This window comes from Halorubrum ruber (assembly GCF_018228765.1).
Taxonomy (GTDB): domain Archaea; phylum Halobacteriota; class Halobacteria; order Halobacteriales; family Haloferacaceae; genus Halorubrum; species Halorubrum ruber.
Window position 1 is genome coordinate 1 of record NZ_CP073695.1, and the last position, 26,478, is coordinate 26,478.

At 69.7% G+C, this 26,478-nt stretch carries 27 protein-coding genes, 1 tRNA gene and 2 pseudogenes; 18 read left to right on the forward strand and 12 right to left on the reverse strand.

Annotated features, from left to right (window positions below):
- The gene (minD, locus tag J7656_RS00005) at positions 1-1,656 is read left to right on the forward strand and encodes a cell division ATPase MinD (RefSeq protein ID WP_017341996.1); all 1,656 of its coding nucleotides are present in this window, start codon (positions 1-3) and stop codon (positions 1,654-1,656) included.
- Between the two features lie 70 nt (positions 1,657-1,726).
- On the opposite strand, the gene J7656_RS00010 is transcribed toward minD, so the two are convergent.
- Positions 1,727-2,698: a transcriptional regulator gene (locus J7656_RS00010; protein ID WP_017341995.1), complete on the reverse strand. Its 972-nt coding sequence runs from the start codon at positions 2,696-2,698 to the stop codon at positions 1,727-1,729.
- A 197-nt stretch (positions 2,699-2,895) separates the two neighbouring features.
- Here J7656_RS00010 and J7656_RS00015 point away from each other — a divergent pair, with 197 nt between their 5' ends.
- Together J7656_RS00015 and J7656_RS00020 are read left to right on the forward strand one after the other, a co-directional pair.
- Positions 2,896-4,371, forward strand: a complete 1,476-nt coding sequence (locus J7656_RS00015; RefSeq protein ID WP_211553723.1) for a tRNA(Ile)(2)-agmatinylcytidine synthase — start codon at positions 2,896-2,898, stop codon at positions 4,369-4,371.
- Between the two features lie 67 nt (positions 4,372-4,438).
- On the forward strand, positions 4,439-4,792 hold the full coding sequence (locus J7656_RS00020) for a VOC family protein (RefSeq protein ID WP_211553724.1): 354 nt from the start codon (positions 4,439-4,441) through the stop codon (positions 4,790-4,792).
- A 9-nt stretch (positions 4,793-4,801) separates the two neighbouring features.
- On the opposite strand, the gene J7656_RS00025 is transcribed toward J7656_RS00020, so the two are convergent.
- Both J7656_RS00025 and J7656_RS00030 read right to left on the reverse strand, forming a co-directional pair.
- Positions 4,802-5,032, reverse strand: coding sequence for a DUF7543 family protein (locus J7656_RS00025; protein WP_017341992.1), 231 nt, complete (start codon positions 5,030-5,032; stop codon positions 4,802-4,804).
- A gap of 89 nt (positions 5,033-5,121) precedes the next feature.
- Positions 5,122-5,298: a hypothetical protein gene (locus J7656_RS00030; RefSeq protein ID WP_017341991.1), complete on the reverse strand. Its 177-nt coding sequence runs from the start codon at positions 5,296-5,298 to the stop codon at positions 5,122-5,124.
- 93 nt (positions 5,299-5,391) lie between these two features.
- On the opposite strand from J7656_RS00030, the gene J7656_RS00035 reads away from it, so the two are divergent.
- The 3 genes from J7656_RS00035 to J7656_RS00045 all read left to right on the forward strand — a co-directional run bounded on the left by J7656_RS00035 (position 5,392) and on the right by J7656_RS00045 (position 7,697).
- Positions 5,392-6,552 (forward strand): M24 family metallopeptidase, encoded by a 1,161-nt coding sequence (locus tag J7656_RS00035; protein WP_017341990.1) that lies wholly within the window; start codon positions 5,392-5,394, stop codon positions 6,550-6,552.
- A gap of 307 nt (positions 6,553-6,859) precedes the next feature.
- Positions 6,860-7,162 (forward strand): DUF5789 family protein, encoded by a 303-nt coding sequence (locus J7656_RS00040; protein ID WP_017341989.1) that lies wholly within the window; start codon positions 6,860-6,862, stop codon positions 7,160-7,162.
- A gap of 367 nt (positions 7,163-7,529) precedes the next feature.
- Positions 7,530-7,697: a hypothetical protein gene (locus tag J7656_RS00045; RefSeq protein ID WP_249191480.1), complete on the forward strand. Its 168-nt coding sequence runs from the start codon at positions 7,530-7,532 to the stop codon at positions 7,695-7,697.
- Between the two features lie 20 nt (positions 7,698-7,717).
- Here the strand turns inward: J7656_RS00045 and J7656_RS00050 are convergent, their stop codons facing one another.
- Positions 7,718-8,953, reverse strand: a complete 1,236-nt coding sequence (locus tag J7656_RS00050; protein ID WP_211553725.1) for a cation:proton antiporter — start codon at positions 8,951-8,953, stop codon at positions 7,718-7,720.
- Between the two features lie 76 nt (positions 8,954-9,029).
- Positions 9,030-9,512, reverse strand: a complete 483-nt coding sequence (locus J7656_RS00055) for a cation:proton antiporter regulatory subunit (protein ID WP_017341987.1) — start codon at positions 9,510-9,512, stop codon at positions 9,030-9,032.
- Positions 9,513-9,651: 139 nt separating this feature from the next.
- Between J7656_RS00055 and J7656_RS00060 the strand changes: the two genes are divergently transcribed.
- From J7656_RS00060 to J7656_RS00070, 3 genes and pseudogenes are all read left to right on the forward strand, one after another.
- Positions 9,652-10,056, forward strand: a complete 405-nt coding sequence (locus J7656_RS00060) for a DUF7562 family protein (RefSeq protein ID WP_211553726.1) — start codon at positions 9,652-9,654, stop codon at positions 10,054-10,056.
- Positions 10,057-10,092: 36 nt separating this feature from the next.
- Positions 10,093-11,015, forward strand: a pseudogene (locus J7656_RS00065) (hypothetical protein).
- 127 nt (positions 11,016-11,142) lie between these two features.
- Complete coding sequence (locus tag J7656_RS00070; protein WP_017341984.1) at positions 11,143-12,444, forward strand: RNB domain-containing ribonuclease; 1,302 nt, start codon at positions 11,143-11,145, stop codon at positions 12,442-12,444.
- Positions 12,445-12,462: 18 nt separating this feature from the next.
- Here the strand turns inward: J7656_RS00070 and J7656_RS00075 are convergent, their stop codons facing one another.
- From J7656_RS00075 to J7656_RS00080, 3 genes are all read right to left on the reverse strand, one after another.
- Positions 12,463-13,713, reverse strand: coding sequence for an MFS transporter (locus J7656_RS00075; protein WP_211553727.1), 1,251 nt, complete (start codon positions 13,711-13,713; stop codon positions 12,463-12,465).
- Between the two features lie 93 nt (positions 13,714-13,806).
- Positions 13,807-13,935 carry a hypothetical protein gene (locus J7656_RS15045; protein WP_017341982.1) on the reverse strand — a complete coding sequence of 43 codons (129 nt, stop codon included), beginning with the start codon at positions 13,933-13,935 and terminating at the stop codon, positions 13,807-13,809.
- A gap of 358 nt (positions 13,936-14,293) precedes the next feature.
- Positions 14,294-14,365 (reverse strand) — tRNA-Ala (locus J7656_RS00080).
- 260 nt (positions 14,366-14,625) lie between these two features.
- On the opposite strand from J7656_RS00080, the gene J7656_RS00085 reads away from it, so the two are divergent.
- From J7656_RS00085 to J7656_RS00095, 3 genes are all read left to right on the forward strand, one after another.
- Positions 14,626-15,384: a DUF120 domain-containing protein gene (locus J7656_RS00085; RefSeq protein WP_017341981.1), complete on the forward strand. Its 759-nt coding sequence runs from the start codon at positions 14,626-14,628 to the stop codon at positions 15,382-15,384.
- On the forward strand, positions 15,384-16,178 hold the full coding sequence (gene ribB / locus J7656_RS00090) for a 3,4-dihydroxy-2-butanone-4-phosphate synthase (RefSeq protein WP_211553728.1): 795 nt from the start codon (positions 15,384-15,386) through the stop codon (positions 16,176-16,178). The genes J7656_RS00085 and ribB overlap by 1 nt, the downstream gene beginning before the upstream one ends.
- A 563-nt stretch (positions 16,179-16,741) precedes the next feature.
- A complete protein-coding gene (locus J7656_RS00095; RefSeq protein ID WP_017341979.1) occupies positions 16,742-17,671 on the forward strand; it encodes a branched-chain amino acid transaminase in 930 nt (309 codons plus the stop codon).
- Positions 17,672-17,710: 39 nt separating this feature from the next.
- Here the strand turns inward: J7656_RS00095 and J7656_RS00100 are convergent, their stop codons facing one another.
- Together J7656_RS00100 and J7656_RS00105 are read right to left on the reverse strand one after the other, a co-directional pair.
- Complete coding sequence (locus J7656_RS00100) at positions 17,711-18,424, reverse strand: DUF502 domain-containing protein (RefSeq protein ID WP_017341978.1); 714 nt, start codon at positions 18,422-18,424, stop codon at positions 17,711-17,713.
- A gap of 100 nt (positions 18,425-18,524) precedes the next feature.
- Positions 18,525-19,364, reverse strand: coding sequence for a proline dehydrogenase family protein (locus J7656_RS00105; RefSeq protein WP_211553730.1), 840 nt, complete (start codon positions 19,362-19,364; stop codon positions 18,525-18,527).
- Between the two features lie 105 nt (positions 19,365-19,469).
- On the opposite strand from J7656_RS00105, the gene J7656_RS00110 reads away from it, so the two are divergent.
- From J7656_RS00110 to J7656_RS00130, 5 genes are all read left to right on the forward strand, one after another.
- Positions 19,470-20,012 (forward strand): CDP-2,3-bis-(O-geranylgeranyl)-sn-glycerol synthase, encoded by a 543-nt coding sequence (locus tag J7656_RS00110; protein ID WP_017341976.1) that lies wholly within the window; start codon positions 19,470-19,472, stop codon positions 20,010-20,012.
- Between the two features lie 152 nt (positions 20,013-20,164).
- Positions 20,165-20,347 carry an HVO_0416 family zinc finger protein gene (locus tag J7656_RS00115; protein WP_017341975.1) on the forward strand — a complete coding sequence of 61 codons (183 nt, stop codon included), beginning with the start codon at positions 20,165-20,167 and terminating at the stop codon, positions 20,345-20,347.
- A gap of 86 nt (positions 20,348-20,433) precedes the next feature.
- Positions 20,434-20,592, forward strand: a complete 159-nt coding sequence (locus tag J7656_RS00120) for a DUF7563 family protein (protein WP_004598729.1) — start codon at positions 20,434-20,436, stop codon at positions 20,590-20,592.
- Between the two features lie 139 nt (positions 20,593-20,731).
- Positions 20,732-22,576: a UvrD-helicase domain-containing protein gene (locus J7656_RS00125; protein ID WP_017341974.1), complete on the forward strand. Its 1,845-nt coding sequence runs from the start codon at positions 20,732-20,734 to the stop codon at positions 22,574-22,576.
- Positions 22,573-23,880: a M24 family metallopeptidase gene (locus J7656_RS00130; RefSeq protein ID WP_211553731.1), complete on the forward strand. Its 1,308-nt coding sequence runs from the start codon at positions 22,573-22,575 to the stop codon at positions 23,878-23,880. The genes J7656_RS00125 and J7656_RS00130 overlap by 4 nt, the downstream gene beginning before the upstream one ends.
- A gap of 40 nt (positions 23,881-23,920) precedes the next feature.
- On the opposite strand, the gene J7656_RS00135 is transcribed toward J7656_RS00130, so the two are convergent.
- Positions 23,921-24,241 (reverse strand): DUF7533 family protein, encoded by a 321-nt coding sequence (locus J7656_RS00135; protein ID WP_211553732.1) that lies wholly within the window; start codon positions 24,239-24,241, stop codon positions 23,921-23,923.
- Between the two features lie 117 nt (positions 24,242-24,358).
- Between J7656_RS00135 and J7656_RS00140 the strand changes: the two are divergent.
- A pseudogene (locus tag J7656_RS00140) lies at positions 24,359-24,969 on the forward strand (riboflavin synthase).
- An 11-nt stretch (positions 24,970-24,980) separates the two neighbouring features.
- Here J7656_RS00140 and J7656_RS00145 read toward each other — a convergent pair.
- Positions 24,981-26,264, reverse strand: coding sequence for an RNA-guided endonuclease InsQ/TnpB family protein (locus J7656_RS00145; protein WP_211553733.1), 1,284 nt, complete (start codon positions 26,262-26,264; stop codon positions 24,981-24,983).
- Positions 26,265-26,478 lie beyond the last annotated feature (214 nt).

Consider the following 26,478-nt stretch of genomic DNA (forward strand, 5'->3'; position numbering starts at 1 on the left):
ATGGCAACGGTGTATGCGGTCGCGTCGGCGAAAGGTGGCGTCGGGAAGACCACCACGACCGCCGCGCTGGCGACGATTCTGGCGGAGTCGGGCGCCGACGTCGTCGCGATCGACGCCGACCTCGGCATGGCGAACCTCGCGGGCGCCGTCGGGGTGACCCCCGGCGAGACCACCCTCCACGACGTCCTCGCCGGCGAGGCGGACCCGGAGGCGGCGGTCCGCGAGGGGTCGTCGGGGCTCCGGGTCGTCCCGGGCGCGACCGACCTCGACGCGTACGCGGCCGCTGACCCGTCGGGGCTCCGCCGGGTCGTCGAGGCGTTCGACGACGCGGACTACGTGTTCGTCGACGCGGGCGCGGGGCTCTCTCACGACTCGACGCTCCCGCTCGCGATCGCCGACGAGACGCTGCTCGTCTCGACGCCGGAGCGGAGCGCCCTCGGCGACACCGAGAAGACGCGACAGCTGACCGAGCGGCTCGGCGGGACGGTCGCGGGCGCCGCGATCACCCGCGTGACCGACGACACCGACGAGGTCGTCACGGCCCTGCTCGACGCCCCCGTCCTCGGGCGGGTCCCGGACGACGAGGCCGTGGCCCGGGCCGCAGCGGCGAACCGCCCGCTGCTCTCCGTCGCGCCCGACGCGCCGGCGACACGGGCGTACCGCGACCTGGCCCGAGCGCTGACCGGCGCGGACGTCGATGGGGCCGGGCTCGACGAGCCCGCGGCCGCGGTCGCGGCGGGCGGGGACGACGCGCACGGCGACGACGAGGCCGAACCGGACGCGACGGACGACGCGGTGATCGTCGACGACGGACCGGCGGCCGATGATGACGAGCCGGCGAGCGACGACTCGGACGATGACGACGTTGGTCCGGAGGATGAGGAAGGAACCGACGAGGACGAGGACATCATCGTCGCGGACCCCGACGCCGCCGGGGTGGCGGAGCCGGGCGACGGCGAGGACATCATCGTCGCGAGCGAGAGCGAAGCGGCGGGGGACGTCGCGGACGACGACACCGACGAAGACGGCGACGACGACACGGGTGACGGCGGGAGCGAGGCCTCCGACGATGACGGAGGCGAGACGACCGACGAGGGAACACCCGACGACGGCGACGAGCCGGAGGAGTTCGTCGACGAGGGCGACGGGGCGGCTCGCGAGGGCATCGACGCCGACCAAGAGGCGACCGAGAGCGACGAGGCCGGCAGACCCGACGCCGGTGACGAGTCCGTGAGCGGCGGGAGAGCGGCTGCCGAGCTCGAGGCCACCGGCCCCGAGGCCGCGACGGACGAGGAGTCGGACACGATCCCCGACGCGGACGAGACGGCGCGCGAGTCGGCCGCCGGGCGCGACGACGACGGAGACGAGGGGCGAGCGGGCGACGAACCGACGGCGGCGGACGACGACATCGACGACGAGCTCGCGGGCAGCATCCCGTTCCGCGACGACGACTCCGGGACGATGAACACCGTGCTCTCGGAGGAGGACCGCGAGAGCGAGGCGGAAGCGGACGACGAGACGGCGAACGCGGACAACGAGACGGCGAACGCAGACGACGAGACGGCGGACGCCGGAACCGAGGATGAGTCATCCGCGGACGACGACGGGGAGCCGGAGAAGGACGGCGGCTTCTTCAGCCGGCTCCTCGGTCGGTGAAGCGGCTGGCGAGGAGAATTTTCGGCGACGAGAATAGAACGCGAAGAGCGACCGGACCGCGGCGGCGCGGTCAGGCCTCCGAGGGGGCGCGGGCGCGGTCGCGGATCAGCTCGCGGATCTCCTCGGGGTCGGTGACCGCGGCGAGCTCCTCGCAGGAGACCAAGGCGGTGCCGTCGACGGACTCGCGCTTCTCGTCCTCCTCGGTGAAGTACACCGAGCGGGTCTGTGCCACCTCGCCGATGGAGGACATGATCCGGGCGCGCTTCTCGGCCGCGGCGGTGAACGCCGAGTGGCCGGTGAGCACGCGCGTCGCCGGGCTGTCCTCGTCCTCCGAGACGGCCTTGAACGGGGCGCGGGCGGTCGGGTGGACGGTGAAGCCGGCGCTCGTGAGCACGCCGAGGACGTGTTCGTCGTCGGGGTCGGCCTCGGGCGCCGAGGGGGTCGGCTCCGAGTCGCGGACCTCGTCCGCGCCGTCGAGCACGTCGACCGGGCTGGAGAACGGCTGGTCGAACAGCTCCTCTAACTGGATCGCCACCTCGATGGAGGCGTTCATCCCGTCCTCGTACTTCGAGACGGTGCGCCTGGAGACGCCCAGCTCGGTCGCGAGGCGGCCGAGCGACCAGCCGCGCTCCTCGCGCTCGTCGGCGAGCAGGTCGCCGTCGAGGCTGACGTACAGCCCGCCGGGGGCCGCGTAGATGAGCGGGGGCATCCCCTCGACGAACAGGTCGTAGGCGGTGTCGGGGTTGATCACCGGCACGCCGTGTCTGAAGTAGACGACGCCGGGCTTCAGCTCCTCGTCGCGGGTGCGGATCCCGATCACCATCGGCGTCCCCCTGAGGTACTCGCCGAGCCGGCGCATCTCCGCGCCGGTCTCCGCGTCGAGCGCGTCGACGTTGCCGAGGATCTTTAAGAGGAGGAGGTCCTCGTCGCGGCGGGCCGCCACGTCGAAGCTCTTGGGCCGGACCGCACACCGGTCGCTGACGAGGAACCCTGCGTCCTCCAGCATCGCGGTGACGTTCCCGATGAGCGCAGTCCGGGACATAGCCGAAACAAGCGGCTCGCCGTATATATGCGTTGTGTCGTCCCGCTCCCGACGAAACTGCCGCCCGCCTGCGATTTTCCGCGTTCAGCACGGGAAACGGTTAAATACTCGACCGGCACCGAGAGCGGGTCGGCTGCCTCCGAAGCCATCCGGCCGCCCTCGAAAGGGGCTTGTCGCGCCGTCACGAACCGCGTCGCATGCCGATCGTCGCCGTCGACGACACCGACTCCCGCGAGCGCGGGATGTGCACGACGTACGTGGCGACGCGGATCGCGGAGCGGCTCGCGGACGACGGGGGCCGGATCCGGCGACGACTGCTCATCCGCCTAAACCCGGCCGTGAAACACAAGACGCGCGGAAACGCCGCGGTCGCGCTCCACGTCTCCGGCGTCGACCCGGATCGGGCCGCGACGGTCGCCGTCGAGACGGTCGAGGAGTTCGCCGCGGCCGCCGACCCCCGGACCTCACCCGGCGTCGTCGTCGCCGACCGCGACGTCGACGGCGACCCCTTCGATCCGACCGGAGCACCGATTCCCGACGAGATTGCCGGGTTTGCCCGCCGCGCGCTCCGCGAGCGGCTCTCCGTGGCGGAGGCGGTCGAACTCGCCGAGGAACACGGGTTCCGACACGCCGCGGTCGGCTCGGCCGGCGGGGCGGGCGGAGCGGACGGAGCGGACGGAGCGGACGGAACAGACGGAGCAGACGACGCCGACGCGGTCGCGGGACGCGGGCGGATCGGCGCGCTCGCGGCGGTCGGCGCGCCGGCCGCGTTCGACGACTGGACCTTCGAGCGCATCTCCTACCGCGAGCTCGACCGCTGCGGAACGCCCCGCGAGGTCGACGTCGAGAGCGTCTTCGCCGCCGCCGAGGCGGGGTACCCGACCGTCTGGGACACCGTCGACCGCGAGACGGGCGCCGCCGTCTGCGTCCCGAACGCTCCGGGCCCGATCCTCCACGGGATCCGGGGCGACAACGCGGTTGCGTGTCAGGATGTCGCGGCCGCAATCGACGGCGAGACGGTCGACCGCGCGGCGACCTTCCTGACGAACCAAGGCACCGACGCCCACCTCGCGCCGGGGCGGATCGGCGACCTCCGCGACGGCGCCGGCTACCGGGTCGCCGGCGTGGTGGCGAGCGCGCCGGAGACGAAACAGGGAGGCCACGTCCACGTCGACGTCGCGGGCGACCGCGACGCGGGCGGAGCAGGTTCGGGCGAGGAGTCGGATCCGGGCAAGGAGTCGAATCCGGGCGAGGAACCCGACGACGACCGACTCCGCGCCGTCGCGTTCGCGCCCACGGGCCGGTTCCGCGACCGAGTGCGCGCGCTCCGGCCGGGCGACCGCGTCACGCTCTGCGGCGAACACGAGGTCCGGGCGAACGCGGACGGCCCCGAGAGCACCCTAAAGCTGGAGAAGTTCGCCGTTCGCGACCTCGTCCGGACCGCGCCCGCGGTGCCGACCTGCCCCGACTGCGGGCGCTCGATGTCGTCGGCGGGAAAGGGGCAGGGGTACCGGTGTCGCGACTGCGGGACGAGCGCGCCGGGGAAGGTCGCGGAACCGATCGAGCGCGACCTCGACGCGGGGTGGTACGAGGTGCCGCCGAGCGCGCGCCGCCACGTCGCGAAGCCCCTCGTCCGGGGCGGGTTCGACGCGCCGACGCACCCGGAACGGTGAGGTCGCGTCCGGCGACGTCGACCGCGTCGCCCGGAGCGATGAAGTGCCTCCGCCGCGAGCGACCGCTATGACCGGAATCGTCTTCCACGCGACGGAGCGGCGCGACGCGGTCGTCGAGTTCTACCGCGAGCGGCTGAACGCGAGCGTACGGGTCGAACAGCCCGACTGCACCATCCTGGAGTTCGACGAGTTCCTGTTCGGGTTCTGCGAGCGCGACGCGGCCGACGACTGCGGGATACTCACCTTCGTCTACCCGGACCGTGAGGGGGTCGACGCCGCCGCCGAGGCGCTCGGCGACGCCGTCGTGACGGAGCCGCGAGAGAACGAAACGTACGATATTTACCAGTGTTTCGCCGAGGACCCCGAGGGGCGGACCGTGGAGTGCCAAGTGTTCCTCGACGACGCGGTCGACATCGAGTAACCGCGCGTACTACTCGTCGAGGTCGCGGGCCTCGCGCCACTCGGTCGCCCGCGCTTCGGCGGCCTCGCGGTCGTCGAACCGCACGCGCTCGTAGGCCGACTCGTCGGCCGCCTGTTCCATCACGTCGAGGCGGACGACGAAGCCGCCCGCCGCGCGCTCGCGGAGCCTGACGGTCGCGTACCCGTCCGACCGCTCCCACTCGGTGACCGTGCCGTCGTCGCGCTCCAGCGACCAGCTCATACCCGGGCGGACGCGCCCCGCGGCTAAAGCGGTGCGGTTCCGGGACGGCCGGGCGGACGCGCCACACGCCGGTGCTCGCGCCGGCCGGGTCAGTCGCCCGCGCTCGGCGACCGCTCGGCGCTCGACGACCGCTCCGGGGCCGGCGTGGCGGCGTACCCGCACACCGGGCAGACGACGTAGCCGAGCGAGTCGTACGGCACCGAGGTCGAGGGGGCGCTCACGTCGCACTCGGGGCAGTCGAACGTCGCGGCGTTCTCGGTTGACATGCTATCGCGTAGCGACCGATCCGCCGTAGTTATGCGCCGCTTGCGGCCCCCGCAACGCCACCCTACTTATATACCGAGTCCGAACTCCGGCGCGTGACCGACGACGCACACGCGGACCGGTCGGGGGGAGAGCGACCGACCGACGCGCACGAGCGACGACGCGAACGGGCCGCGCGGCGGCTGGACGAGGTCGACGCGGCGGGGTTAGTCGCGTTCCCGAGCCGCAACCTCCAGTACCTCACCGGGTTCGCCGAGGAGCCCGGCGAGCGGCACTTCTTCCTCGTGCTCCCGGCCGCGAGCGCGGCCGACTCGGAGCCGGCGCTGCTCGTGCCGGCGCTGTACGAGACGCAGGTCCGGGAGGCGACGAGCGTCGCGGAGATCCGGACGTGGAGCGACGGCGACAACCCGGTGGCGGCGACGCGCGAACTGCTCGCCGACCACGGGCTGGACGGCGGGCGGCTGCTCGTCGACGATACCATGTGGGCGCGGTTCACGCAGGACCTCCGCGCGGCGGCGCCGGAGGCGACGTGGGGGCTCGCGAGCGAGGCGCTCGCCGACCTGCGGGTCCGGAAGGACGAGGCCGAACTGACCGCCCTGCGCGAGGCGGCCGGGGTCGCGGACGCGGTCGTCGGCGACCTCCGCGAGTTGGGCGCCGACGCGGTCGGGATGACCGAGGCCGAACTCGCCGACTGGATCGCGGAGCGATTGGCCGAGCGCGGCGGGCGCGGCGTCAGCTTCGAGACGGTCGTCGCCGCGGGCGAGAACGGCGCGAAGCCCCACCACGGCCACGGCGACCGCGAGATCCGGGCGGGCGAGCCGGTCGTCCTCGACTTCGGGACGCGCGTCGACGGCTACCCCTCCGACCAGACGCGGACGCTCGCCTTCGGTGGCGAACCGAGCGAGGAGTATCGGGAGGTCCACGAGGTCGTGCGGAAGGCGCAGGCGGCCGGCGTCGAGGCGGTCGAACCGGGCGTCCCCGCGTCGGCCGTCGACCGCGCCGCGCGCGAGGTGATCGAGGCGGCGGGGTACGGCGACGCGTTCGTCCACCGGACCGGCCACGGCGTCGGCTTAGACGTTCACGAGGAGCCGTACCTCGTCGCCGGCAACGACCGCGCGCTGGAGCCGGGGATGGTCTGTTCCGTCGAGCCCGGGATCTACCTCGACGGGCGGTTCGGCTGTCGGATCGAGGATCTCGTGGTCGTCACCGAGGACGGCTGCGAGCGGCTGAACGAGACCGACCGCGGCTGGACGTAAAGAGCGGTAGTGCCGCTCGTCGCCGACCGAGACGCGCCGCTCGTCGTCGGAGTCAGCTGCGACGGGAAAACTCGCAGACCGGCGTGTCGACGCTCGACACGCGAATACGGGAGTCGTGTGCCATGCCCCCAACCGGAAATTACCGCCGGATAATATAACAGTATTACCGAATTATTTCGGGTATGCTCTCTGAGTCGGACCGAGTCGACGGCGGCCTCGCCGGGCGCGGTGGGTGCGGTGGGCGCGCCCCCGCGAGCCCCAGAGCGGCATCGAAACCATTAGTGTCGCCCGAGCGGAACCGCGGGGCATGAGCGACACCGATGCGGACGGGGAAGACGAGGAGGCGGAAGCGGAGCCGGCCGTCGAGCTCGGCGACGGGCCGGACGTGGCCGGCGAGCCGGTCGCCCGCGTCGCGTCGCGGCTCACCTGGCCCGCGAAGAACAGCGACGTCCGCGAACAGGAGGGCGACGCCGAAATCCGAACGCCCGACGGCGCCCAAACGCTCGACGACGTGCTCGCGGAGAGCGAGGTCCCCCTCTTCGAGAGCCGGAGCGACTTCGTTCAGGAAGTCGAAGAAGTCGTCGGCCGCGGTCCGGTCGCGACCGAATAGGCGCCGAGCGCGACGATTTTATTTATAAACAGCAGCCGAGACGACGAGAGACACTTATAAACCGGCGGTCGGCGCGTGCCGACAAGCGGCCGCCCTCGGCGGCCGCGAGTCGCACGCGCGAGGGAGTCGGCCGACCGGAGGGAGGCCGACGAGGCTGGGGAGGCGTGAGGTGCGGTTGCTGTGCGGGGCGGGACTCAAAGGGGCAGCCGGGAGGCGGGCGCAGGCGACGTAAGCACTGGAGGGAGCGAGCAACGCGAGCGACTGAAGCGCGCAGCGAGCGTGCGCCCGCCTCCCGGCTGGGGCTTTGGAGGTGGTCGCCGTCGATCCGTAGTCGGCTATTTATAAGCAAGCGACTGGGTATTTGGTCGTGTCCGCCATCGATCTGTTAACTGCTATTTATAAGCGAGCGACTGAGGCTTTGGCGGTGTTCGCCGCCGATCCGTTGTCGGCCGATCCACCATCAGCCATTTATACGCGAGCGACTGGGGATCTGCCGGCCTTCACCGTCGACCCGCTGCCGACTACTTATAAATAAACGCCCGCCACACCGACTTCCTACCCACTCGCCCCGCTGCCGTCCGCGCCACCACGATCCAGCCACGAGGTCGCGACCGACTCGAACGGCGCGGAGTAGCCCATCAGCGTCGTCCCCAGCACCGCCATCACGAGCACGTAGCCGACCGCGAACGCGTTGATCGTCCCCGCCAAGGCCGGGTCGAACGAGCCGGCGTTCGCGCCCGTGACCGCGACGGTCGCGATGATCAGCGAGAACTCGCCGCGGGTTGTCATCCCGAGGCCGACCCGGGTCGACCGGCGGACGTCGAGGTCGAACGCGCGCCCCGCGAGGTAGCCGGTGACGACCTTCGTCGGGGTGGTGACGACGACGGCGAGCGCGACGAGGGCCGCGACGTCCGCGAACAGCGCGGGGTCGGTGACGAGCCCGATCCAGAAGAAGAACACCGCGGCGAAGAGGTCCCGGACCGGCTCTAAGACCGTCTCGATGGTGTGGACCCGGTCCGTCGCGGAGAACGCCATCCCGACGAAGAACGCCGCGACCGCCTCGCTGACGCCGAGCGCGAGCGCCGCGCCGGCGACGAACACGACCGCGGCCGCCGCGCGGAGCGCCACGAACTCCCGGTTGTCGGTCGCGACGAGCCGGTCGAAGAGCGGGGTGCCGAACCGGACGACCGCGAACAGCCCGGCGATGAACGCGAGCGCGATCCCGACGTCGACCGCGGCCGCCGCGACGTCCCCGCCGCCGAGCACCAAGGCGGACGCGACGGAGAGGTACACCGCGATGAACAGGTCCTCGTACACTAAGGTGCCGAGCATCGGCTCCGCCTCGTCGTTGGCGATCCAGCCGAGGTCGATGAGCGACTTCGTGATCACCGCCGACGAGGAGATGTAGACGATCCCCGCGATCAGGAACGCCGGGAGGAACGCCCCGAAGACGAGCCAGCCGAGGACGAGCCCGACCCCGAAGTTCGCGAGGTCGATCGTCCCCGCCGTCCCGATCGGCCCCCGCCGGGCGAGCAGCCGGTCGAGGTTGAACTCCAACCCGAGGAAAAAGAGGAGGAAGACGATCCCCAACTCCGCGCCCAGCGAGATGAACTCCGTCTCGGGGACGTAGGCGGTCCCGATCACCGGGAGCGCGAATCTACCGAGGACGAACTCCCCGAGCAGCATCCCGACGAGGATGTACGCGGGGATCACGGACTGCCCGAGGCGGTTCGCGACCGCGCCGGCGACCGCGACCGCGGCGAACATGACGCCGACGTCGAGCAGCGCCACTACCAGTCACCTCCGGGAGAGCGGACCGTACCGCCGCGCCCCGACGCGCCGAAACCGGCGGCGCCGTGCCGGCCGCTCATTCGGTGAGGATCTCCTCGAACGCCTCGCAGTTCTCGGGCGTGCCGACCCCGATCAGGGTGTCGCCCTCGCGGAGGATGGTGCCGGCGTCCGGGCTTTCGAGCACCTCGTCGCCGCGCTGGATGGCGACGACGGCGAGCCCGGTCCGGTTGCCGATGTCGGCGCTCTCTAGCGTCTCGCCGACGAGCGGCGAGCCGGGCGGGAGCTCGTACCACTCCAAGAGGATCCCGCCCGGCAGCGTCGTCTCCTGCGTGTCGGGCTCAACCGGCTGGAAGTACGCCCCCTCGATTATCGAGCCGATCGTCCGAGCGAGGTCGTCGGAGAACTCGAACGCCTTCTCGGAGTCTGCGTCCGGGTCGCGCCGCCGGAACACCTCGCGTTTCCCCGTGTTGTGGATGACGACGATCATCTCCTCGCCGTCGCCTAACTCGATCTCGAACTTCTTCCCGACCCCGGGGAGGTCGGACTCGCTGATCGTCATACGGGCTCCAGCGCGCCCACGGTAATATGTCTGTACGTCGGCTTCTGCGCGCAACGATAGGCGACCGTTCAGAAGCCCCGTCCGACGGACGTCAGCCGCCGCACCAAACGCTAAGTGGGGCGGGACCGAGGGACTCCGTATGTGGCGCTCCCGAGGGAGCCGGGACCGGCGGACGGTGGTGTGTATCGCGTGCGGGGACTCGGTGCTGCGGGAGGACGCCCGCGAGTACGATAAGGAGGGCGACCGCTGGAGCCGACGCGACAAGGAGTTCGAGTACCTCTGTGCCGACTGCGACGACGAGATCTCCCACCAGCCGCGCGACGGGCTCGAATCGCTGATCCTCTCGATCGAGTCGGACGGCCTCTCCACCGAGGAGTTCCTCGACCGCTACGCCGACGCGGTCGCGGACGACGCCGGCGACCGGACTGACGAGGGTGGCGCCGGGAGCCGCTCGGACCGCGACCACTCGGACCGCGACCGCTCGGACCGCGACCGCTCGGACCGCACGCGCTCCGATCGCGACCGATCCGATCGCGACCGATAATTCTACCCGTCGCGGCTCGGTACCGCGACCGTACGCATGTGCGCCCTCCACGTAGCGGCCGCGACCGCTGACCTCGTCTCGGCCGTCGCCAGCACCGTCGACCCCGTCCCGACCGCTATCGCCGCCGTCGACTCCGTTCCGACCGCCGTCAGCGCCGTCGACTCCGTTCCGACCGCCGTCAGCGCCGTCGATCCCGTCACGACCGTCATCGGCGCCGGCGCGTGTGTCCTCGGACTCGCGTTCCTTGCGCGCGGCGCGAGCGGCACCGTCGACGCGGTCCGGGTCCTCCGAACGACGGCGACGAGTCCGGCCGGGCTCGACGGCGCGGAGCGAGAGATACGAGTCACGGGCCGCGTCGCTGCGGTCGACGACGAGACCCTCCCCGCGCCGTTCGGCGGCGAACCGTGCTGCTGCGTTGAGTACGACGTGTCCGAGCTCCGCAGCCAGGGCAAAGGGCAGTCGTGGGTCACGATCGACGGGGGCGAGGCCGGCGTCCCCTTCCGGGTCGACGACGGCGGGACCGGCGTCCGGGTCGACCCCGAGGCGGCGACCTTCTCGCTCGACGTCGACGAGAAGGTCAAGCTCGACGCCGGCGAGGAGCCGCCCGAGCGCGTCCGGGGTTCATCGACGCGGTCGACGACGTCGACGACACGGAGACGGGCTACGAGGTCGGCCCGCTCACGATCGGCGACGACCCGCGGCGCCGGTACGTCCAGCGGACGCTCCGCCCGGGCGACGAGGTGACGGTCGTCGGCGACAGCGAGGCGTTCCCGGACGCGCCCGTCGGCGAGGTGAAATCGCGGATCGCGGACGGCTCGCCGTTCGTCGTCTCGGACGCGGGCGCGCGGCGGACCGCGCTCCGGCTTGTCGGCGCGTCGGTAGTTCCGATCGCCCTCGGCGTCCTCGCGCTCGGCATCGCGGCCCTGCTGCTGTCGCCGATCCTCACGACGCTCGCCTGAGGGAGCCCTCGCGTCCGCGACCTCGACGTCCGCTCCCGGCCGCGCGCAGAGCGCTCGCCGCTCGCGCCGCCAGCGCCGCGCTCCCCCGCCCGACAGGCCTTTCTAACGGACCCGCGTTGGTGGAGGTATGTCAGACGACGAGCCGAAGCAAGGGTCCGCCGAGGACCAGGGCCCCGTGACGATCACGCCGGCGCTCGCGGACCGCCTCGCCGAGAAGCGCGAGGAACTGTTCGAGGAGTTCGAGATCCGCGACGAGTTCCCGAGCGAGGTCCTCCGCGAGGCCGAGGCCCGGACCGAGGGCGTCTACGAGGAGATCGAAGCCGAGATCGACGAGCGCGAGGACCTCCGCGACCTCACCACGTGGACCACCGACCCGGTCGACGCGCAGGACTTCGACGACGCCATCTCCATCGAGCGCGAGGAGGACGCCTACCGGCTGTGGGTCCACATCGCCGACGTCACCCACTACGTCACGCCCGACACCGCGATGTGGGAGGAGGCAGTCGAGCGCGCCAACACCGTCTACCTGCCGGACTACACGATCCACATGCTCCCGCCGGTGCTGGCCGAGACCGTCTGCTCGCTCGTCCCGAACGAGGACCGGCTCGCGCACACCGTCGAGATGGAGATCGACGATGAGACCCTCTCCTTCGAGGACATCGACATCTACAAGTCCGTCATTAACTCCGACGAGCGGCTCACCTACAAGGAGTGCGAGAACCGGCTGGAGGACCCCGACCTGCCACTGAGCGAGGAGAACCAGCTCGCCTTCGAGCTCGCGGACCGGATGCACGAGCAGCGCAAGGCGGACGGCTCCCTCGTCTTGAACCCGCGACGCGACCGCGCGCACACCATCATCGAGGAGTCGATGCTGAAGGCGAACAAGGCGGTCACGCACACGCTGATGTGGGACCGCGGCGTCGAGGCGATGTACCGCGTCCACCCGCAGCCGACCCCCGACCAGTGGAACGAGGCTTTAAAAGAGATCCAAGAACTCGACGGCGTCTCCATCCCCGGCGACGCGTGGGGCGACGACCCGCGGAAGGCGGTCAACGCCGCCCTCGAAGAGTCCCCCGAGCGCCAGCTCAACAAGATCCAGCGCGCCGTGCTGAAGGTGATGCCCCGTGCGAAGTACATGAACGACCCGTTCGGCGGCCACCACGCGCTCAACTTCGACATCTACGGCCACTTCACCTCGCCCATCCGCCGCCTGTCGGACACGATCAACCACTGGATCGTCCACGAGAACGACGTGCCCGAGACCCTCGTCGAGCTCTGCGACCACGCCAGCGACAAGCAGAAGGACGGCGAGACCGCGGAGCGACTTTATAAGCAGTTCCTCCAGGAGCAGGGGCTCGACCCGTACGCGGTCAACAACCGCGGCGTCGAGGTCGTCGAGGACCCCGAGGAAGCGAAACACACCGTCTGAGCGGCCGTCGGCCGACGCTCAGTCGCGCCGCGTCGCGAACCGCGTGACCGCGGTGGCCGACAGCGCGCCGAGCGCCGCGATGACCGCCAAGACGACGAACAGCTCTCGGGGCCCGGCGCGGGTGAGAACCGTCCCGGCCAGCGTGGAGCCGAGCGCGCCGATCCCGAAGATCCCGACGTACGTGTAGCCGAACGAGAGGCCGCGCGCCTCGCTCGGCGAGTACGCGGCGACCGTCGCCTGCGAGAGCGGCTGGACCGTGAACAGCGCCACGCCGAGCGCGAGCGACACCGCGACGAAGGTGGCGACCGTGCCCGTCGCGGGGATGAAGAGCAGCGCGAGCGCCGAGAGAACGCCCATCAGCGCCATCAGCCCCCACTCCGGGGGGACGCGGTCGGCGATCCGGCCGCCGAGGTACTGCCCGAACACGCCGACAGTGAGGACCGCCACGTACAGGTACCGGCCCACGTCGAACTGGTCGGCGTAGGGGCTCGACGGGTCGACGAGCTGGACGTCGACGAGCCCGCCGAGCACGTCGCCGAGGAGGTCCGGGAGGAACGTGAGGAACGTCCGGTAGTAGAGCCCGCTGAACGTGACGAACGCGAACACGATCAGGAACCCGCCGGCTATCAGGAGCCGCGTGTCCGAGAGGATCGACTGTAGCGAGACCTCCCCCTTCGTCCCGTCGTCCGACGCGCCGTCCGGCTCGGCGGCGTCGCCCGCGTCGTCGACATCGACGGTGAGGCCGTACGCGGCGACGGCGACCGCGGGGAGCGCGAGCGCGGCCGTCACCAGCCGCCAGTCGAACGCCAAGAGCAGCAGCGCCGTCGCCAGCGGGCCGAGCGCGATCCCGAGGTTCCCGCCGATCCCGTGGTAGCCGAGCGCGGTCCCGCGCTGGTCGATCGACGTCGAGAGCAGCGACAGCCCCGCCGGGTGGTAGACGCTCGCGGTGAGCCCCCATACCGCGATCGCCGCGGCGAGGACGGGGAGCGTCGGCGAGACGCTCACGAGGAGGAACGACCCCGCCATCCCGGCGAGGCAGGCGAGGATGAGCGGCTTCGACCCGAAGCTGTCGACGAGGATTCCGCCCGGCAGCGCGCCGACGCCGAACAGCCCGTAGCCGAGCGTGACGACGACGCCGAGCGCGGCGGCGGTCGTCGAGAACTCTCCGACCCACACCGTCAACAGGATCGGGATCGACAGCTCGTAGGTGTGAACGAGCCCGTGCGATCCCGCGGTGAATTTGACGATCCGGCGCTCGGCGGCGTCCATGTGGGTCCGGGGTTCGTCGGGTCAGGTGATAACGTCGGGGGTAGCCGCCGCGGTTGCCGAGAGTCGGGGGCGGCGCGGGCCGGCGGCCGGTGCCTACAACGACGAAGTGTACAGCAGCAGGCCGACGGAGATGATGGTGACGAGCAGGATCCACCCGACCATTATCGCCCCCATCTGCCGGTGCGTGAGGTTCGTTCCCTCAAGTAACTCGGAGATACCCATACGACGCTCAACTTACTCGGGATATATAAGCGGACTGGGTCTGGGAGGGATCGGTCGCAATGCCGGCGTAAGAACCGCTTCCCCGGGTTCAGCGTTCGCCTTCCCGGTCTCGGAGGAAGGTTCAAAGCGAGCGCAGGAGTGGACTCGCGGGGATTTTGAACCAGAACCAGACGTGCTCGCTCGCTTCGCTCGCTGCGCGCGACTGGTAGGGTTCAAATCCCGCTCGTTACAGATTTGCGCCGCTCGCGACGTTGCTCGCGGCACAAAATTATGGACTCGCGGGGGTCCCGCGAGCGAACGGAGTGAGCGAGTGGGACCAAGCGAGGGAACGACTAAGCGAACGAAGTGAGCGCAGGAGTGGACTCGCGGGGATTTGAACCCCGGGCCTCTTCCTTGCGAAGGAAGCGATCTGCCACTGATCTACGAGCCCTCATCACGAATCAATCCCCGTTCGTATTTGTACCTTACCTTTCGCTGACCGGTGCGGGAGACGCTCACATCCGGGAACCGAACCGGTTCGGGGAATCACCGGAGACGCCGCGAAGCCGACCGGCACCGACGGGATTACATATCCAGCGCGGGAACTATCGGTTCCAGCGGTTTTCCGGTCGGTTCCGCCGACCGCTTAACGTTTCTGAGACGTGTTCCATATTCGTTACCCTTTTGCCCGCGGACGACCGAGCGTATCGTATGTCAGACGCGACGGCGACCGACGCGGCGGCCGACGTGGACCCGGCCGCGCTCGCGGCCCTGAAACACGTCGGGCTGGTCGGCGGCCTCTCCGAGACGAAGGTGTCGTGCGCGGCGCTCGGTGACCGGCTCGACGCCTCCACGCAGACCGCCTCCCGACGCCTCCAGACGCTCGAATCCGCGGGCTACGTCGAGCGCGACGTGGTCAGCGACGGGCAGTGGGTCCGGGTGACGGACGCGGGCGAGGCCGCGCTCCGCGCGGAGTACGCCGACTACCGCCGCCTGTTCGAGTCGGACGTCGAGCTCTCGCTCCGGGGGTCGGTCACCGGCGGGATGGGCGAGGGGCGCCACTACATCACGCTGCCGGGCTACGCCGAGCAGTTCCGCGAGCGGCTGGGGTACGACCCGTTCCCGGGCACGCTGAACGTCGACCTCACCGAGGAGAGCGTCCGCCGGCGCGGCGAGATGGCCGGCATCGACGCCGTCCCCATCGACGCGTGGGAGGGCGAGGACCGCACCTACGGCGCCGCCACCTGCTACGGGGTCACCCTCGTCGCGGGCGACGAGCGCTACGAGGCGGTCCACGCCATCGTCCCCGACCGGACCCACCACGACGACGACCAGCTCGAGCTGATCGCACCGGACCGCCTGCGCGACGCGCTCGACCTCGAAGACGGCGACACCGTGGAGGTCCGCGTCGAGCCGACGAGCCGCGCCGACGAGCCGGGAGCGACCGCCGTCGAGACGGAGGCCGCCTGATGCGCGCCGACGTCGACGCCGACCCGGAGACGAGCGCGGCCGCGGCCGACGCCGCCGCCGAGAGCGACGCTACCGGTGAACCCGATGCCGCCGAGACCGACACCGCGGGGACCGCCGACGCCGCGGACGCGGCCGACCCCGTCGAGCGCGCGCTCGACGCCTTCCGCGCCGGCGACCCCGTCTGCGTCCACGACTTCGCGGACCGCGAGGGGGAGACGGACATCGTCTACCCCGCCGGCGCGGTCGACGAGGCCGCGGTCGCGCACATGCGCAACGACGCGGGCGGCCTGATCTGCGTGGCCGTGAGCGACCAGGTCGGCGACGCGTTCGACCTGCCGTTCCTCGCGGACGCGCTCGACCACCCCGCGGTCGACGACGACCCCGACTACGACGACCGCTCCTCCTTCTCGCTCCCCGTGAACCACCGCGACACGTTCACCGGGATCACGGACGCGGACCGCGCGAAGACAATCGTCGAGGTGGCGAACGCCGCCGCCCGCGTGCGCGAGGACCCGACCGGCTACGGCCCCGAGGACTTCGCGGCGGAGTTCCGCGCGCCGGGCCACGTCCACGTCCTGCGCGGCGACCGCGACGGTCTCGCCGGGCGGACCGGCCACACGGAACTCGGCCTCGCGATGGCCGAGGCCGTGGGGGCCGCGCCCGCCGCCGTCGTCTGCGAGATGCTCGACGACGAGACCGGCGACGCGCTCTCGCCCGCCGACGCCGCGGCCTACGCGGCCCGGCGCGACATCCCCTACGTCGAGGGCGCGGCCCTCGTCGAGGCGCTGAAGTAGAACCTCCCACGCTGCTGTCGGCGCGCGCCTGCGAGCGGCCGTTTTTAAACGGCCGCGAGGAGCGCGTGCGAGGGAGTCAGTCGCCCGGAGCGAAGCGGAGGGCGACTGACGAGGCTGGGGAGGCGTGAGGTGCTGTGCGGTGCGGGGCGGGACTCAAAGGGGCAGCCGTGCGGTGGCCGCAGGCGACGTAAGCACCGCAGGAGCGAGTGAAACGAGCGACGAGGCGCGCAGCGAGCGTGCGGCCACCGCACGGCTGGGGCTTTGAAGGTGTTTTCCGTCGATCTGTGGTTGAATATTTATAAACAAGCGACTGGGGCTTTGGAAGTGCTCTCCGCCGAACTGTAGGCAGCTATTTATAAGCAATCAGCTGGAACTTCAGCAGTGTTTGCCGGCGGTCTCCGAACATCTATTTATAAGCTATCGACCAGAGCGCCGAAACCAGCTACCGCGGCAGCAGCACTGAGTCCGAAACCCGACCCCACGTAGCGATCCGACCTCGCTTCCTCGCGGCAGTCCCCGACCGGTTGTTACAGTTTTAAGCCCGCCGGCCGCAACGCACGACTATGGGATTCGACGAGATGGACGTCGACACGATCTGGAAGAACGGGGAGTTCCTCGACTGGGAGGACGCGACCACCCACGTTCTGACCCACGCGCTCCACTACGGGAGCGGCGTGTTCGAGGGCGTCCGCTGTTACGACACGGAGCAGGGGCCCGCCGTCTTCCGCTGGGACGAACACCTCGACCGGCTGTTCGACTCCGCGAAGATGTACGACATGGAGATCGAACACTCCCGCGAGGAGATCACCGAGGCGACCCTCGAACTGCTCGACCGGCAGGACCTCGACTCCGCGTACATCCGACCGATCGCCTACTACGGCTACGACTCGCTGGGCGTCTCCCCGAAGGACTGCCCGACCGACCTCGTCCTCGCTGCGTGGCCGTGGGGCGCGTACCTCGGCGATGAGGCCCTCGAGGAGGGCGTCGACGTGATGGTCTCCTCGTGGCGGAAACACGCCTCCTCGCAGGTGCCGACGAACGTGAAGACGACCGGGCTCTACGTCAACTCCATGCTCGCGGGCGAGGAGGCGCGCCGGAACGGCTACGTCGAGGCCATCGTCCTCAACAAGGAGGGGAACGTCGCGGAGGGGCCCGGCGAGAACATCTTCATGGTGAACGACGGCGAGATATACACCACCGGGCCGGCGCAGTCCATCCTCGAAGGGATCACCCGCGACACCGTGATCACCCTCGCCGAGGAGCGCGGCTACGAGGTCCACGACGAGGCCGTCATCTCTCGGGGCCAGCTGTACACCGCCGACGAGCTGTTCTTCACCGGCTCCGCCGCCGAGGTCACCCCGATTCGCTCGGTCGACGACACCGAGATCGGCTCGGGCACCCGCGGCCCCGTCACCGAGGAGCTCCAGCAGGCCTTCTTCGACCTCGTCGAGCGGCGGACGGACGACCACGACGAGTGGTTCACGTACCTCTAAGCCGGGACGTCTGACCGCGGGCGGACGCCTCGAACCGCCTCACTCGGCCGAACTGCTACCCTCGGCCGCCGACCCGTCCCCGTCGCCGGGAGTCCCGTCGGTCCGGACGTGTCCGAACCCGTCGGCGGTGTCCGCACCGTCGCCTCCGGCGGGGTCCTCCTCGTGGACGGGGACCTGATGGGCCGACTCGGCGAACCCGGCCGAGAGGACGCGGGTCATCCCCTCCTCGACGGTCTCGCCGGTCTCCTCGATCTTCTCGGGCTCGACCTCGATGACGAAGCCGGTGGTGATGTTCGGCGCGGTCGGCATGAACAGGACGATCTTCCCGTCGCGGGTCTTCTTCCCGGTGCGGAACGCGGTCATCCGGATCCCGGGCCACGTCTCGATGTACACCGGGCTCTGCAGCTCGTCCGTGCCGGAGATCGCCGTCTCGATTGCGAGCTTCGAGGCGTTGTACACCACCCGCAGCGCCGGGATCCGGTTTATCGCGTCGTCCACGGCCGACTCCGCCAAGCGGCCGACCGTGGTCCGCATGAAGTACCCGACCGCGAGGACGACGGTCGCGAACACCGCGAACGCGATCACCACCCGGGAGACGGGCTCTAACGGCGCCGGGATGACCTCGGGCTGGAGCCCCTCGATCAGCGGGATCGACGCGATGTACTGGTAGATCCAGCGGAGGACGAGCAGTAAAACGAGGAGCGGCGCCAGCACGATGAGGCCGCTGGCGAAGTCGCGTTTCCACGTGGACATCTATCGCGTTGGTATGTGTCGGCAATCCTTAAAGGGGCTTCTACGCGGCGACAGCCTCCGGTCGGCGGCGCGCGGTCACCGGAGTCGAGAGCTACCCTGCCTACTGCCCCAACACCGCCCGCGCCGCAAACGTCAGGTTCTCCTTGCGCTCGCGGACGCGACGGTAGAAGTACGAGAGCCACTTGTCGCCGTACGGCGCGTACTGGTGCACGTCGACCCCCTGCGCGGCGAGGTCGCGCTGCGCGTCCTCGCGGACCCCCATCAGCATCTGGACCTCGTAGTCGGCGCCGTGCTCGCGCGCGAGCCGGTCCGAAAGCGAGATCATCTCGGGGTCGTGGCTGCCGACCGCGATCCCTCGGTCGCGCCGCTCGAAGAGGAATCGGAGGTCGTCGCGGTACGCCTCGTCGACGCGCGCCTTGTCGGTGTACGCGATCGACGACGGCTCGTCGTACGCTCCCTTCACGAGCCGGATCTTGCCGGGAACGTCGACGAGGCGTTCGAGGTCGTCGGCGGTGCGTTTCAGGTTTGACTGGACGCACTGGCCGACGCTCCACGGGTAGTCGGCGGCGATCGACTCGAAGGCGTCGAGAGTGGCGTCGGTCGTGTCTGCGTCTTCCATGTCGCACCAGACGAACGCACCGAGTTCGTGGGCGCGCGCGACTATCTCGCGATAGTGCTCCTCGAACAGGTCGGGCGAGACGTCCATCCCGATTTGCGAGGGCTTCACCGAAACGCAGGCGTCGAGGCCGCTGTCGGCGATGTCGTCGAGCAGGGAGAGGTACGCGTCCGTGTCCGCGCGGGCGTCCGCGGCGTCGTCGTAGTGTTCGCCCAGCAGGTTCAGGATGACCGCGACGCCGTCCTCGTTCGCGGCGCGGGCGTGGTCGAGGGCGGCCGGAACGCTCTCGCCGGCGACGAATCGCCGGGCGATCGGGGGGATCATATGATGACTTCCGGACGGAGCGAACTTTACCTTTGCCGACCCGGCGGCCGTGACCGGGAGCCCCGAACCGAGGTTTATAACACGCCGCGCGTCGCCCGTGAGGACATGATCGGTACGCTCGTTGCGACCGCGTTCTGGGCCATGCTTCCGGCGTACGTCCCGAACAACGCCGCGGTGTTGGCCGGCGGGGGCCGCCCCATCGACGGCGGCCGGGAGTGGCGCGGCGCGCGGCTGCTCGGCGACGGGAAGACGTGGCGCGGCACCGCGGTCGGGACCCTGGTCGGCGTCCTGCTCGCGCTCGGGCTCAACCGCCTCAACGACCCCGCGAGCGCCGCGTTCGGCGCCGAGCTGCCGACGTTCGCGCTCCCGGCCGCGTTCGCGCTCGCCTTCGGCGCGATGTGCGGCGACATCGGCGCCTCCTTCCTCAAGCGCCGGTCCGGGCGCGAGCGCGGCGCCGCGTTCCCCGGGCTCGACCAGCTCGACTTCGTCGTCGGCGCGCTGGGCCTCGTCTTCCTCGTCGACGCCGACTGGGCGCTCGCGGTGTTCACGCCGAGCGTCCTCGCGGTCGTCCTCGTGATGACGCCCGTCCTCCACGTCGTCACGAACGTCGGCGCGTACGCGCTCGGCGTCAAAAACGAGCCCTGGTAAGCGGCGGCGGGAGTTCGCTCTCCGGCGCCGGCCGCGCTGTGAAGTTGTGTATCGAACTGATTTCTCGCAGAAACTGATCACTCGTCCGCGTAATTCGCAGCGACGAGAACGGCAGAAAGATATATATGCTGGTGTGACATACCATGTCACGCATGTCCAGTAGTGCACCCAGCTCGGACGACGACGTGTTCGACGAGTTCCTCTCCGATCACGGCCACGAGACAGAGATCGTACGCTGGGAGCGATCCTATAACAAGCTCCAGTGTCCCGAGTGCGGTGCGCTCCACGAGGAAGGGTCCGCGCGGTGTTCCGTCTGCGACTGGCGGCCGAACTGACGCCCGGGTCGACGCCCGGTTCCGCGAATTTTCTTTCCGTCATACTCCCCGGTAGTATTATGTGGAATTACTCGATAGTGTGAACCATGCCGACCTGTCAGAACTGCGGTTCGTTCGTCACGACAGATTACGTTCGGGTGTTCACGCCGAACGAGGTCGATCGGCCCCGCGTCTGTCCGGCCTGCGAGGACATGGTCCGCGACGGCGCCGACGTCCGCGAAGCGCGCGCGACGCGGAGCAGCTGACGAGCCGACCGAGCGATGAAACGCCGCGCCGACGGGGCCGAACCGGGACTCGGGGTGGTCCAAGCGCCGCGGACCGGTGCCCGGAGTCGACGATCACCGAGCCACGGCGTTTAAGGAGAATGGGAATCTGGGGGTAATAATGACTGATACCACGGTGACGCGGCTGTTCGGCGGGCCCGGGAGCGGGAAGACGACCGCGCTCCTGGACCGCGTCGAGGAGATCCTCGAAAACGAGGACGCCGAGGTTCGCGACGTACTCGTCGTTTCGTACACGCGCGCGGCCGCGGCGGAGATCCGGGAGCGGCTCGCCGAGCGGCTCGACATCTCGCCGCGCAGCCTTCAGGGGAACGTGAGCACGATGCACGCGAAGGCGTACGAGCTGCTCGACCTCTCTCGGGGCGACGTGGTCGGCGACGACGACAAGGAGGCGTTCTGCGAGGAGTACGGCATCGAGTTCGAGGACCAGCACGGCGGCGCGGGGCGCCGGACCGCCCGGTCGACGACCATCGGCAACAAGATCATCGCCACCTCGCAGTGGCTCCAGCGCACCGAGCGCGACGTGGCCGACTGGTACGACGTTCCCTTCCAGTGGAACGTCGAGGAGGTCCGGCTCCCGCCCGAGGAGGACCCGAACGCCCAGCAGGGGAACAAGTACACGCCGACGTGGCCCTCCGACGACGACCGGATCGACATCCCCGAGACGATCCGGGCGTGGCGGGCGTACAAGGGCGACAACGACCTCGTCGGCTTCGCGGACATGCTCGAACGGGTCGCGCAGCGCTCGCTCGTCCCGAGCGTCGACTACCTGATCATCGACGAGTTCCAGGACATCACGACGCTCCAGTACAACGTCTTCGAGGAGTGGCGCCCGCACATGGATCGGGTGCTGATCGCCGGCGACGACGACCAGGTCGTCTACGCGTGGCAGGGCGCCGACCCCGACCTCCTCCTCGACACCGACGTCGACGAGGACGTGGTCCTCCCGAACTCCTACCGGCTCCCCTCCGAGATCCTCAACGTCGTCAACGCCGAGATCCGCCACATCGACAAGCGGCAGGAGAAGGACCTCCACCCGCGCAAGGAGGGCGGCACCGTCGAGGCGATCGAGTCGCCGTCGATGATCGAGCTGGTCCGGAACGTCCGGTACACCGTCGAGGACGACGAGGGCGACATCATGTGCCTGTTCCGGGCGCGCTACCAGATGTTCGACTTCATCGACGAGTTCATCGACCACGGCATCCCGTTCACGATGCTCACCGACGGGCGGATGTGGACCGATCGCGTTCAGGACTACGTGAGCGCGATCGAGAAGGCCGAGGCGGACGAGCCCGTCACCGGCCTGGAGGCGCGGCGCCTCGCCGACATGCTCCAAGAGTCGGCGTTCGGCACCCACGACCGCGAGGAGTTCTACGACTTCCTCGACGACCGCGAGGAGGCGGCCGACGCCGACGACGTCGCCGACATCGACATCGCGGCCGACACGCTGAACGAGTACATCCCGTTCATGCCGGACACCGCGAGCGCGGACGACATGGTCCGGAAGGTGACGAGCTTCCAGCGCAAGTCGATGGGCGCGTACTTCGAGGGCGAGCATCAGGGCGCCGACCCCACCCGCGTCCGCGTCGGCACCATCCACTCCGCGAAGGGCCGCGAGGCCGACCACGTGTTCGTCGCCACCGACCTCACGGAGAAGGTGGTCGAGCAGATGGCGGCCTCCATCGACGACCCGACCGACGTCGACGGCGTCGAGGAGTTCACGAAGGCGACGAGCCCGGTCCCGGTGCTCACCGACAACGAGCGCCGCGTCTTCTACGTCGGGATGTCCCGCGCCCGCGAGCGGCTCGTGATCATGGAGAGCCTCATCAGCGGCGCGCCGACGCTCCCGATCAGCGTCCTCCTGTTCAACGAGCTCCGCGACGAGCCGGCCCAGGAGCTCGTCGAGGAGGTCCAAGCGGAGCTGGCGGTGCCCGAACCGGAGCCGTGAGCGGGGACGGCGCGGGACCGGAAGCCGCCGAGGAGAACCTCCGCCCCCTCCGGACCGATCTCCGCCCAGTCGTCGAGGCGGTCCGCGAGGCGGACGCGGCCGCGTTCGTCGCCGTCGGCGACCGCTTCGACGACGATCTCCGGTTCCTGACGCGCTTCTCCGGCCCGGACCGCCCGTACGCGCTGGTCGTCGTGCCGGGCGACCCCGTCGGGCGCGCCGTCCTCTGTGCCCCGGCGCTCTTCCGCGAGCAGGCGGAACGGGAGTTCGTCGCGGCCGCCCGCGACGCCGACGGGGAGTTCCACGACGGGATCGGTCGCGAGATCCGGACCGATCGCGTCGGCGACCACGCCGGCGAGCGCGCGGCGGGGGTCGTGGACGACCTCGCCGACGGTGCGAACGCCGCGGCCGAGGGCGACGGTCCGACCGTCCTCGCTCCCGCTTCGATCCCTCACGACGCCGCGGTGTATCTGGAACGCGCGGACAACGATCTGACTTCGACGGACGTGGTCGCCGACGCTCGGGCGCGCAAGACGCCGGCGGAGGTCGACCGGGTCCGGCGCGTCCAGCGCGCGGCGGTCGCCGGAATGGCTCGCGCCGAGGCGGTACTCGCCGAGAGCGGTGTGACCGACACAACCGCCGAGAAATCGAAGAGAGACCGCCGACCCCCGCTCCGCTGGGAGGGCGAGCCGTTGACGACGGAGCGGCTCCGCCGCGAAGTGAATCGGGTCCTCACCGCTCTCGGGGTCCGCAACGCGGGCAACACGGTGATCGGCGCCGGCCCGTCGGCCGCCGACCTCCACTACGTCGGCGACGACCCGATACGGCCGGGGGAGACGGTGCTGCTCGACGTCTCTCCGCGTGGCCCGGACGGGTACTACGGCGACACGACGCGGACGTTCGTCGTCGACGGCGACGGCGGCTGGGAGCGCCGCGCGTACGTCGCGGTCGAGGCCGCCCGCGAGGCCGCGCTCGCGGAGATCGAGCCCGGCGTCCCGGCCAAGACGGTCCACGGCGAGGCCGCCGCGGAGCTGGCCGCGTACGGCTTCGACCCGAACGCGGACGAGGGCGAGGCCGGCTTCACCCACGGCACCGGCCACGGCGTCGGCGTGAGCCTCCACGAGGGGCCGTCGCTGTCGGGCGCTGGCGAGCTCCGCCCGGGCCACGTCGTGACGGTCGAGCCGGGGGTCTACGACCCCGAAATCGGCGGTGTCAGACTGGAGGATCTGATTCTCGTCACCGACGACGGGTACGAGATACTGGCCGAGTACCCGTTCGGCATCGTTCCCGGAGCGGACCCGGCCTGAGTCAGGGCGGCGCGTTACTTCGGCGCGTCACTTCGGCGCGTTACTTCGGGGCGTCGCCGCCGTCGACCGCGGCGGCGTCCGCCGACTCGGACTCGTCGTCACCGCTTTTAGGACCGGAGTCAGTGCCGTCCGAATCAGCGCGGAGCTGCCGCGGCAGCAGCCCGGAGAGGAGCCTGCGGGCGATCCGGGCCGGGTCGAGAAAGTACTGCGGGAGGACGACCATCGCGACGGCGACGACGAGGAGGCCGGCGCCGAGCGCGACCTCGCCGGCGACCAGCCGGATGACGGCGTAGTTCGCGAGCGGCAGCGCGAAGACGAGCGACGCCGCCAGCCCGATCATGTCCAGCAGTCCGAGTCGCATCGGGCGTCCGTTGATCCCCGGGGGCAAAAGGGACGCGGCGTCGACTGCGGAGGGTCGACCGGGAGAGGATCCGCCCGGACCCAGAACCGATAACCGTCGCCCGCCCCCAGTTCCGGTATGTTCACCGGCATCGTCGAGGACACCGGGACGGTCCGCGAACGGACCGAGACCGACGACGGACTCCGGCTTCGGATCGGCGTCGACGGGTTCGACGACCTCCACCACGGCCAGTCGATCAGCGTGAGCGGCGTCTGCCTGACCGTCGAGGAGTACGGCGTCGACGCGGGCGCAGGGGAAGACGACTGGTTCGAGGTGTTCCTCGCGAGCGAGACGGTCGCGAAGACGTACCTCGGCGACGTGCGCGAGGGCGACGCGGTCAACGTCGAGCGCGCGATGCCCGCCGACGGGCGATTCGACGGCCACGTCGTTCAGGGCCACGTCGACACCGTCGCCGAGGTGACGGGGATCGAGCGCGTCGGCGAGGACTGGCGGTTCACCTTCGCGATCCCCGAGGGCCACGGCGACTACCTCGTCGACAAGGGTCGGTGACGCTCGACGGGATCTCGCTGACGGTCGCCGAGAAGCGTGACGGGGAGTTCGACGTCGCGATCATCCCGACCACCTACGACCTGACGACGCTCTCGGAGAAGTCGGTCGGCGACCCCGTCCACCTGGAGGTGGACGTGATCGCGAAGTACGTCGAGAACATGCTGGACGGATACGTGTAAACTACCCCGCCCTACTCGCTCACGGCTTCGCCGTTCGCTTCGTTGAGAGCGGGGCTTTCGCGTGGACTCCCGTTCTGGCCATCGCTGGCAGGCTCGTAATCGCCGTTCACGTTCAATGTCCCGCGATTCAAGCGCACGTTTACGGGTGCGCCTCCACCCGACGACGTTTGCGCCGAGCGGAGATACTTCAGACCGATATTCTTCGCCGCGTTGTAGTCCGCGTGCGGTGAGTATCCGCACTTCAGGCACTCGAATACCTCTTGGCCGTCCGAGATCGGGCGGTTGTCCTCATGAGTGAACCCGCACTTGGAACATCGCTGGGAGGTGTAGGCGGGACTCACCTGCTCGACCGAGATGCCGACGACTTCGGCTTTGTACTCGACGTACTCGAACAGGCGCCGGAACGCCCACGCGTGGAATTTCTTGGCGTTCGCCATCCGCTCACGAATTCCGGTCAGGTTCTCGAACGCGATCACGTCACAGTCGTGTTCGACGGCTTCTGCGACGATTTCTTTCGAGACGGTGTGTAAAAAGTGGTCGTAGCGTCCCGTCTCCGTGCGCCCGACCGATTGGATGGTTTCGTGAGCGGCCCGCGTCCCGCACTGTTGAAGCGACCCGCGTCGCTTCTCGAACTCGCGGCGCCAGTGGTTCAACTCCGACCCGTTCCAGAACGTGCCCGTTGACGTGACGGCGACGTTTTCGATGCCGAGGTCAACGCCGAGGACTGTGTTGTGCTCGTCGTTGCCGTCGTCGGCAGTCTCGAACTCTACGTCCGCCTTTGTGCGGACATGAAGGTAGAACTCGCCGTCTCGGTAGTGAAGTTCTCCGCCTGTCACTTCGTAGTCGTCGTTGAGAAGGTACTCCGAGTAGGGCGTCTCACGGTTACCGTCTGGCACGACGTACTCGGCGGTGATACGGCCTTCGACGGTCGAGAGCGTCGCGTGGTCTTCGTTAAACGTCGCACACCTCTTGTCGTAGACGAGAGTTGAGGCAGTGAAATGCGGCTTCCCTGCGTAGTCACCTTGTTTCCAGCGGGCGACGACGCTTTGGACGGCGTCGGCGGCCTTGTTACGGGCGTTCTGGACGAGATTCGCTTGAAGTCGCGTCTCGGCTCGCACGTCGTCGTAGGTCTCGCGTTGTAGCTCGGCCTTGCTTGTTGTTTTATACTCGCCTTGCCAGGCTTGGTCGACGACGTAGTTGGCGGCCCACAGGAACTCGGAGATAGTTTCATGGAGGAGGTCGGCGTCGCTGTCGGCCATATCGAGCTTGACTGGCACGGTGCGCCGTACCTCCATCCGTACTTCAGACGTATTTCTTACTTTTATATTAGTGACGATTCAGTGAGAAGTCGGCCGACGATCGAACGTGGCTGGTGTAGTGCCTGGTGGGTTTCCTCTCCGACCTACTCGCTCGCTTCGCTCGCTCTCTCCTCACGGGCCGCAGACCCGTTCGGATGGTCAGCGGGACCTACGGTCCCATACGACTTGAGGTCGGAGGCTCCAACTTGTA